This is a genomic window from Holzapfeliella sp. JNUCC 80 (assembly GCF_053667655.1).
The window spans coordinates 1-8716 of the sequence record NZ_JBSJXZ010000006.1; the positions used below are offsets into that span (position 1 = coordinate 1).

Consider the following 8716-nt stretch of genomic DNA (forward strand, 5'->3'; position numbering starts at 1 on the left):
CTATAAATAAGAAAAGACATGTCTAAAAATCATAGACATGTCTTTTCTTGTTTATATATTCCTTAACTGATTCCACACTTTTTAGCTATCTCCTTAATACAAAAACACCATTATATAGTTGTCTAACTACTATAGCTAAAAATAATGATAATAAAAGCCTGCCCATTATTCCACCTACAATAAAATTATAATTTTGTCCCTCGTTTAGTACTTGAGGTAAGAAAGTGTACAGAGCAGCAAATACATTTATAATTAAAACAACCATAAATAGTACCTTTTTTTCTCAAAAAATCCTTTTTTGTAGACTTAGAAAAATAATAATAGTACGTATACAAATGTATAAATACTGAACATGCTAATAAAAGAAATGTATTAACTAAAATATGAATAGTGTTTAATAACGTAAGAATTTCTGTGAAAAATAATAAAAATTGAAAAAAGAAGAGTCCTTTAATTAAACTTATATTGTGATTAGATTTTTGGAAATATTTTCCGTTATTACCAGTATTATGTATCATTTGATCTACGGAAATGTTAAATAAAGTACTTAACGTATTTAGATACTCTATGTCAGGTTTAGCACGCCCATTTTCCCAAGCAGATATAGTTTTTCTTGAGACATTTAATTTAGATCCCAACTCTTCTTGAGTTAAATTATAAGTTTTTCGGATATATTTAATAAATGTGTTTATGTTGTTACTATTACTAATAGTTATCGCCTTGCTTTCTGTATAGTAATATTATAAATCATAAAAAATGTTATACACAAAAAAATTTTCAGAACAATTATTCCTAAATATGTTTTGATAAAAAAAGAGCCTAACTTTTAGTTAGGTTCTTTTTTATGCTGTAACTGGAACAAAATCTATTTTTAGTTTTTTATGAGTGGCTACAGCGATATCATTTAGTAAATTTGTAGATGGATTCATTGTTCCATTCTCAATACGAGCAATTGTTGATTGTGGTTTTCCTAACTTAGTAGCAAGTTCGCGCTGTGTTAAACCTTGGCTCTCTCTCAAATTTCTAACTAATACAGCAATGTCTAGCTGGTTACTATATTTTTCAAAACCTTTAGCTAATTCAGGATTTTCCTGACTTCTTTTTGCGATATACTGATTAATCTTACTCATTACTATCACCTCTATACTGATTCATAAAATTTTCTCGACGTTGTTTAGCAGTTTTAATTTCATTGTTGGGTGTTTTTGCGATTTCTTGGTGAATCCATGCGTGATTGTATATTTATCACCGTTTACGTGAAAATAAATTGCTCTTTGGATATTTGAAGCCCGCTTAGATCTAATTTCATAAAGATTTTTATCCAATTTTTTGATCCACTCTTGTCTTGCTGCAATAGATAACCCATATTCTTCAATTTTTGAAATAGTAACTACTAGCTTTTGTTCATCTTTAACAGGTAATGATCTTAAGAAGTTTTCAAATTCATCCCAGTCATAAAAATCAAACTCTACTTTATTTATAACCTCATGATAGCTTACTTGCTATCATAAGTCAAAATATTGTCACAGGTAATCGTTACTTCTTGGTATAACCATTTCTAGAATAATAAATATAGTAAAGTGAATCAGAATACTTTTTGTCGGTAATAATATATAATGTGTGCTGTATTGAATTAGATTAAATGTGACTCAATATATTATTTAATACATAACAAGGAGAACAAATATGAATTTTAGACCAAAAGGAAAAGAATTAGAAAATATCAGCAAAATGCATTCGTACAATCAAAACGACTATGTGTTGATTCGTTTAACTTCCACTATGATTGAAAAAAATACAATTGATGCTACTAAACTTTTTAGAACAATGATACAACCTATTACAGACTACGATAAAATAAAAAATGGAGGTAAGAATGCTGTTAGAGTTCCTGTTGAAATATATGGTCATGAAAAACGAGTACATAGTAAAGTCAATTTATACCGTGTTTCTAATAAAAGAGGGGATCCGCGATTTTCTATTTCAAGAATTAATAGTTTGAGGAAACAAAATATATTTGATATTGAACATATGTTATATATCACTAAAAAAGACTCAACCTTAATCATTTTAAATGTTTCAAGTGAATTACCTGAAGAATCACTTCTTAAACGTATATTTGATAATAATTCAATAACTACTGTTGCAGACGAATTAATTGAAAAGATAAAAATCATTGCGCAAAAAGGCTGCCATAGAAGTATAGGATCACAAGAAAAATCAGCACCTAAAGATGCTGGAGATACTCTTGAATCATTACTTGGATTGTCAACAAATAATCGAAAAACAGCTGACTATAAAAATTTAATTGAAATAAAAAGTAAACGCGAGATGAAAAATAGAGACACACTATTTACTAAGCGGCCTCATTTTGAAGGAACTCCTATTGCATCAATTACCAAAAAAGATAGCAAGCGTGTAGGAGAATATCAATTATATTATGGTTATGACACTGTTAGAAAAGGCGAAGATTGTAAAGAGTTGTATATTACTATCGGACCCGAAAAAGACAAAAAAAATCAACATGGTTTTTTTCTTAAAGTAGTTGAAGAAGCGGAACGCATTGAGATATGGGCTCCCAATCCTGAAACTAAAGAAGCAGAATGTAGTGCATATTTCAAGTTTGAAGAACTAAAAAAACAACTAGAAGAAAAACACCGAGCAACTGTGTGGGTAGATGTAAACGAGCATAAATCAAATAAAGGGATTTTTTTTCAATATACTACAGTTACATTAACTTTATCACCTCAGTTTACGACTTTTTTATCGATGATAGAATCGGGGAATATAGTATATGACTGGCGTGGATATTCTTCTCTTAAAAATAGAGGGAAAGCAAGGAACCATGGTAATGCCTGGAGAATTGATTCTAAAATTAAAACCAGTCTTTTTTTAAGTGAAAGAAAAATTCCACTAGACTAAAGATCTATATATTAAATGTTTTCTTGGTTTTATTTATTGCATTTAATGCTGAAATAGCTACTGCTTTTGCTAGAAGAGGCGGAACAGCGTTACCAACTTGCGTGAATTGAGGTGTCTCTTGTGATCTTAAACTACCTCCTGTTGTTCTTTTTCCCAAAAATTCAAAACTATCATCAAAGGATTGGAGCCGTGCCATTTCTCTAACTGTTAATATTCTATTAAAATAAGGATGTATATAATCATCTGGTAAAGTAACAATTGTAGGTGCTACGTCATCATAATCAAGTCTGGATCGTATATTTTTTTTTGTAAAGATAACATTAGCTATATTATCATCTATGTTCCCAGCTTTTGTCATATTTTTGAAATCATGTAGCGAAATTTTTTGATTTAGTTTTTTTTGCATAGATTTAAAAATATTAAAAGCTTTATTAGTCGTAACCTTGATTTTTTTAGATAGTCTACTTATTTTTTTTTCAAAATTAATTCCATCATTTGTTATATTTGCTAAATAAATCTCAGATAACAATTTATTAATATAATTTAATGTGGATTCTGACAGAATAGTATCACTTACGTTAAACTCAAATAATACTTCTTTGATTACTATCTTATTGTGTTCGCTGTTTATTTGAAATAATGTTTCAAAAAAAAGATTAGGGTACTTATTAAATAAGTCTATTCCTTCTGTTTTAATTCTTCGGAGTGCTTTTTTTTTATTTTCGCCTTTCCCATATATACAAAACCTTTGAGTAACAGCTTTTGTATGCTCTGAATATTCCATATTAGTCAAAGGACTTGTTTCCAATGGACATCCATCTTTTTTCAAAGTTCTTCCATTTACTGATTGCTTCGAATATACAGTTGAGTAATCATATGGTGACTCTTTATATAAATCACCGAAAGCATCTCTAATACTTACGGGGATAGATTCCGTAGGTTCAGGATATTTAATTGGGTATACGTCATTTCTATAAGCTAAAAATATAACTCTGTTTCTTTTTTGTGGAACACCATAATCAGCAGCGTTTAAAACTTTTATGTCTAAAACGGTATAACCTATAGATTGTAGTTCTTTTCGTAAAATATAAGGTACTAAATTTTGTCCCTTATAAATATGATTCGTAATGCTAGAAAAATTTAATAAATTCATATCTAAAATGCCTGTGACATTTTCCATGACAACATATTTTGGCTTGACATCGTTAATAATTCTAATATATTCGTAAAATAACCTGTTTCTAGGATCATTTGAATCTCGTTTTCCTAGTCTACTAAACCCTTGGCAAGGCGGTCCTCCAAAAATCACATCAATATCTCCGGGTTTAAATTTTTTTTCGTATTTTAAGGAATTTATTTTTTCAAATATCGTATCTGAGGTTAACTCTTGAATATCAGATAATTCAAAATAGGTATCTATACCTTGGCGTATGCCTAATTGTTTATGACGATTTACATATGTTTCTTTTGCCATAGAACTTTTATCACTAGAAAAAACTATATCAAATCCAGCCTGTAATATTCCCTCACTAAATCCTCCAGCACCAGAAAACATGTCTATTGCATATGGCATTATATCCCTCCATTTTTATAATATCATTTTTTATAATCTTAGCATTCAACTATAGATTTTGTCCAGGGTTATTTGCAATTATTTATAACAATAAAATTCTAATTAATAAACAGTCTTTTTGTAATTATATATTTTTTATACTTCTAACCACCACTCTTTAAAAAAGAGCATAAGGGGAACTGATATCACTAGCGTGATAAATCGCAGTGCGATTGGTTTCCTGTTGATATCAAGCGTACTATACATTTACCACTTTCTAGCGAATTTGGTAAATGTAATTTAGCCCAATGTTTACTACTTTTAACCAAATGTGGTAAACATTTAGATTTTTTAATTAGTCTCCAAACGTCATTTTTTGTTTAAAATGTCAAAAATTCTCTAAAAAATATTTTTTTTTGCTTTTTTATTGAATTTATTTTTTAATTAATTTTATAAAAAATAACAAAGGATTGTGATCAGAAAATGAACGAGTTTGAAAAATATAACAAGTTAAAAAATAAAGAAAAAGAGCAACAAAAAATAATCAATAAAATGAAAAAAGAAAAAGAAAAAATACGTAGCAAAGCTTATGAAAGAATCGGTAGAAATTTTTATAAATCATTGGGAAATAAAGACTTAGAAAAAACAAATGAAGTTGCAATTAATTTTCAAGAATTTATTCAAAAAAATAAAAAATATGAATCTTTTTTAAATGGTCATAAAGCTGAATTTAGTCAAATTCAAAGTATTGTTAATCAATTTGAATGGGACGATGAATTAAATCGTTGGAAAACTAATGATCCTACACAATTAAACCAATTATTAGCTGATATATTTAAACACTCATAAACACAAAAAGGTCACTCTATATAGAGTGACCTTTTTTGATACTTGAACTTCAAATGCATAAAAGGCTAGGATTTAACTTCTTCTTTAGTTTCATCAATCTGTCCTAACAAATCATCTAATGACTTATTGTCAACTTTAGATTTTGATTGCTTTTGTGACCAATTTGTTGCTATTTCTCTGCTTTTGACTGGCTTTCTGCGAACGTTTTTCTTTTCTTGAAAATCGTCTTTGTCTTTTGCTTCGGGTGTGAATTTAAAAATGTAATTCTTCAACGCTCTACCTTGCTTTTTAGAGAACTCTTTTTCTACCTTCAAATCTTTAAAGTAAGGTAATAACTGATCTAGGCAGGGTGTTAATATATTTTTGTTTATCTGCCCTTGTCTGTAGCTTTTAGGTACTGCCATAAGTTCGTGAAACTCTTCTTTTTTAACTTTGTAAAAACCTGTTGTTCTAAATTGCTTGAGTAGTCTAAACAAAGTTTTAGCATAACTTGATTTTAAAGAGTTGAACTCTTTTAGTGAGTATCTAACCCAGCTTGTCAAATCATTTAAGATTGGAATAGCTTTTTCATAAACTTGCACATCTACATAATAGCCATCTTCGTCTTGGTCAATTGTAAACTCATTAAAAATAACAAAATATTCTTCCCTTACACCTGTTTTGCTTCTGTACCCAAAATTAAGTGTTAAAAGCTTCTTGTATGTATCTCTTATAGTTGATAAAAATCGTTTGCTGCTTCTGCTTGAAAAGTCAGATAAATCACGCAATTCGTCAAAGTGGAAACGAACCACTTTATCGCCTTTATCTTTCATTTTTGTAACTATCGCAAAAAATAAATTCATTTCAGCAGAATTTAAAATACCTAATGGAATTGTGTTTAATTCAACGTCATAGCGTGTAATTTCGTTCTTAGCCATATCGGTTACCCCTTTTTCTTTATCTTAATAAAACAAGCATAACATTAAGGGTATAGAATAAAAAGTATAATATACCCTTAACTATATACCTCTTTGTTACAAAACTATACCCCTAATGTTACAAAACTATACCCCTAATGTTACAAAACTATACCCCTAATGTTACAAAACTATACCCCTAAGTATTGATGAACCTTACTCTCCCAAGGGCTGGCGAACACCTAAAAGAGGTTTTAAAAGAGGTTTTAAAAGAGGTTTTAAAAGATAGGCTTCGCCTAATTGATCAAAATCACCTTTAAATCCTCTTTAGGTTCAAAATCGTTGAAAATCTTGATATTAAAAGGTTAAATAACTGTTTGATAAAAATAAGAGTTAGGGGTGTACTTTTGTAACAAATACATTTAAATATTTAGGCATAGTTTTACAAAAAAACATAGTAATTACTATAAGAGTGAGTAAATGACTAACACAATACATACAATCGTATTGTTAAATGCTGATTATCTTAATTTTAGTTAGCAAGAAAAAGAAAGTCTTGAACAACTAATCGATGAATTAAGTAAATAAGGGCCATATAAGACGTTTTAGATCTCGTCAGTGTAAATTACATCAAGATAGCTAATTAATGGCTTATATGCATCAAAATATTGAACACAGTTACATAAAAATAAAAAACATCTCTTAATTGAGATGTTTCTTTTTTATTTCCAGAATTTCCACCAAGCTGAGTCTTTTTGTTGCTCTTTTGAAATCTTTAAGCTATCTTCCGACATTTTTCGAAAGCCTTCCGAAAGATTTTCATAAGATTGCTGGTTGTCTTCTGAACTCTTTTGTGATTCTTTTTTTGAATTTTCTAGCAGTTTTAAAGCTTTGTTTTTTTCTTCTTTTTCATTTTCAACCTTTTGTTTCAACTCATTGATCGTAGCGTTAGATTGTAGTGTTAACTTCTGCTGTTGATCGATTAGTTTATGTGCTGAATCTAATTGTCTAGTCCTATCCTTTAATTCTTCACGAAGAATTTTAATAGTTTCTATTTGAGCATTATACTGAAAATTATCAGAAGCCTTTTGACGTTCTTCTGGAATATTTTTAGAATCCTTCTGAAACTTCTTTTTAGTCTGGATCGAGTTTTTAAAATGCTCAATTATAATTTTTTCGCCTTTTTCATCAATATGGTTAGCTCTTTTTATTTGCTTAACATGTTTTTTAAGTTCTGTACTCGATGTAATATATTGATTAATCGACTGCTTAGTAATGCCAATTTCTTGCGACAGCTCTCTAACTGTTTTCATTGTAACCACCTCAATGAAATTTTAGCATATAAAAAAGCCACTTAGGTTAGTGGCTTTAATAATTAAGTTTTATTATGGAATTCAAACCTAGTCAATCTTTTCTCCATCAGCGTCACTATTTCCCCATATAAGAGGTAGACTAGCGTTTCCATATTTTTGTTCTTGTGCAATTGCAATATCCCAAAAGTTATCTTGTGTAATTTCTGAATCTAGATATTCTGCTTTTACAGGAATAGCAGCTTTATTATTTTTTGTATTATGATCCATAGTGTCTACTCCTTAGTTAGTAAAATAATTAATAATCAGTTTAATACATACTACACTAAAAATCACATTTTTGGAGATTGATCACTAGTTTCTTTTGAAATTTAAAAGCTTTACTTCAGGAAACGACCATTCCCCGAATACCAAAAAAGCAGTCAAAAATAGAACATTCGAGTAAAACTTAGTCCCTTTAAGAAACTAATTGTACTACTATTTCCCACGTTAGTGGGACTAGTTTCTCTTATGCTCTTTTTATGAGATTTAACTCTAATAATCTAGAACAAAGCCATTTTTAGCAACGAAAGAAGGAGCAAAAAAAGTTTTTTCTCCTCTATTTTTCTCGCTAAGTAAACTTACAGGACAAACCCATTGATTTTCGCCAAGTTGATACAAAGTTATACCAGAACTGACTTGTCTTTTATAAGTTTTGTACTGTTCACCCTTTTTTAAGTATCCAGTAACTTGACCACTTTTTCCGTTAGCAAAAGAATAAGTTGGAGTATCGCAGTCAGTAACAACTATAGCATCTAAATTTTGTATAGAATTTTCATTTCCTAAATCATAATACTTCTCACTGGCCCACTCATTATTCCCAACCAAGTACCATGAATGGTTATTAAATCCTTTAACGGTTGTATTTACTAACCATTGTGATTTTGTTGGTAAATAGTGTCCTGTTATGCTAGCTTGTGATTGAACATTAGCCCAAGTTGCAATACCATATCCTTTAACATAGTTAACTGTGGCCACTTTATTTGCTGGTACAGGGGCACTTATAGCTTTAACATCATTATTTTTTATGCATATAGAAAACAACGTTGTCAGAGTAATTAGAATAATAGCATGTATGTTTCTTTTCATAAATTTACCTCTTTCTTTCTACGCATTAATTATTATAATAATCTAGTTAATACTTAAAG

At 29.3% G+C, this 8716-nt stretch carries 10 protein-coding genes; 2 read left to right on the forward strand and 8 right to left on the reverse strand.

Features of this window, described 5'->3' with window-relative positions:
- Positions 1-185 precede the first annotated feature (185 nt).
- The 3 genes from JNUCC80_RS06680 to JNUCC80_RS06690 form a co-directional block, all read right to left on the reverse strand.
- A complete protein-coding gene (locus JNUCC80_RS06680; RefSeq protein ID WP_454153714.1) occupies positions 186-716 on the reverse strand; it encodes a helix-turn-helix transcriptional regulator in 531 nt (176 codons plus the stop codon).
- Between the two features lie 126 nt (positions 717-842).
- The gene (locus JNUCC80_RS06685; protein WP_454153706.1) at positions 843-1130 is read right to left on the reverse strand and encodes a helix-turn-helix domain-containing protein; all 288 of its coding nucleotides are present in this window, start codon (positions 1128-1130) and stop codon (positions 843-845) included.
- Between the two features lie 21 nt (positions 1131-1151).
- Positions 1152-1481: a type II toxin-antitoxin system RelE/ParE family toxin gene (locus JNUCC80_RS06690; RefSeq protein WP_454153712.1), complete on the reverse strand. Its 330-nt coding sequence runs from the start codon at positions 1479-1481 to the stop codon at positions 1152-1154.
- A 205-nt stretch (positions 1482-1686) separates the two neighbouring features.
- Here JNUCC80_RS06690 and JNUCC80_RS06695 point away from each other — a divergent pair, with 205 nt between their 5' ends.
- Positions 1687-2922, forward strand: a complete 1236-nt coding sequence (locus tag JNUCC80_RS06695; protein WP_454153708.1) for an MvaI/BcnI family restriction endonuclease — start codon at positions 1687-1689, stop codon at positions 2920-2922.
- A 4-nt stretch (positions 2923-2926) separates the two neighbouring features.
- Here JNUCC80_RS06695 and JNUCC80_RS06700 read toward each other — a convergent pair whose 3' ends face one another.
- Positions 2927-4495, reverse strand: coding sequence for a DNA cytosine methyltransferase (locus JNUCC80_RS06700; protein WP_454153710.1), 1569 nt, complete (start codon positions 4493-4495; stop codon positions 2927-2929).
- Between the two features lie 462 nt (positions 4496-4957).
- Here JNUCC80_RS06700 and JNUCC80_RS06705 point away from each other — a divergent pair, with 462 nt between their 5' ends.
- On the forward strand, positions 4958-5323 hold the full coding sequence (locus JNUCC80_RS06705; protein WP_454153696.1) for a hypothetical protein: 366 nt from the start codon (positions 4958-4960) through the stop codon (positions 5321-5323).
- A gap of 65 nt (positions 5324-5388) precedes the next feature.
- Here the strand turns inward: JNUCC80_RS06705 and JNUCC80_RS06710 are convergent, their stop codons facing one another.
- The 4 genes from JNUCC80_RS06710 to JNUCC80_RS06725 all read right to left on the reverse strand — a co-directional run bounded on the left by JNUCC80_RS06710 (position 5389) and on the right by JNUCC80_RS06725 (position 8657).
- A complete protein-coding gene (locus JNUCC80_RS06710) occupies positions 5389-6240 on the reverse strand; it encodes a replication initiation protein (protein ID WP_454153698.1) in 852 nt (283 codons plus the stop codon).
- A gap of 701 nt (positions 6241-6941) precedes the next feature.
- A complete protein-coding gene (locus tag JNUCC80_RS06715) occupies positions 6942-7532 on the reverse strand; it encodes a hypothetical protein (protein WP_454153700.1) in 591 nt (196 codons plus the stop codon).
- A gap of 87 nt (positions 7533-7619) precedes the next feature.
- The gene (locus JNUCC80_RS06720; protein WP_454153702.1) at positions 7620-7799 is read right to left on the reverse strand and encodes a hypothetical protein; all 180 of its coding nucleotides are present in this window, start codon (positions 7797-7799) and stop codon (positions 7620-7622) included.
- A gap of 264 nt (positions 7800-8063) precedes the next feature.
- Positions 8064-8657, reverse strand: a complete 594-nt coding sequence (locus JNUCC80_RS06725) for a hypothetical protein (RefSeq protein WP_454153704.1) — start codon at positions 8655-8657, stop codon at positions 8064-8066.
- Positions 8658-8716: the final 59 nt, after the last annotated feature.